Annotated in this window: 1 protein-coding gene; it reads right to left on the reverse strand. The window is 59.9% G+C overall.

All coding sequences use genetic code 11. The features are described 5' to 3' along the window. Positions 1-312 (reverse strand): acyl-CoA dehydrogenase family protein (locus ADL01_RS26245; RefSeq protein WP_267889941.1); only part of this gene is annotated, 312 nt, incomplete at both ends.

Below are 312 nucleotides of genomic sequence, written 5' to 3' on the forward strand. Positions count from 1 at the left end.
CATCCGGGAGGCGTCTTCGACGACCTCTTTGCAGCACTCGGAGGAGAGGTACTTCGCCCTCCCTGATTCGCGGTCGCTTCGCTCCCAGGAGTCCTTTTTGCTTGCCGCCTTCCCCATCCTTGCTCCGAGGTCGTTTCGCTCGCCGGAGTTATTTTTCCGTGCCGCTTTCACCATCATTGCATGGGCGCCGTCGACCTTGGTATCCATCTCGGCCAGTGTGAACTGGATCGCCTTGTGCTGGGCGATCGCCTTACCGAAAGTATGCCGTTGCTGGGCGTTCTGGACACCCAGTTCGAACGCACGGTGAGCGAC

The sequence above is a fragment of the Streptomyces sp. NRRL WC-3618 genome (assembly GCF_001280005.1).
Lineage (GTDB): Bacteria > Actinomycetota > Actinomycetes > Streptomycetales > Streptomycetaceae > Streptomyces.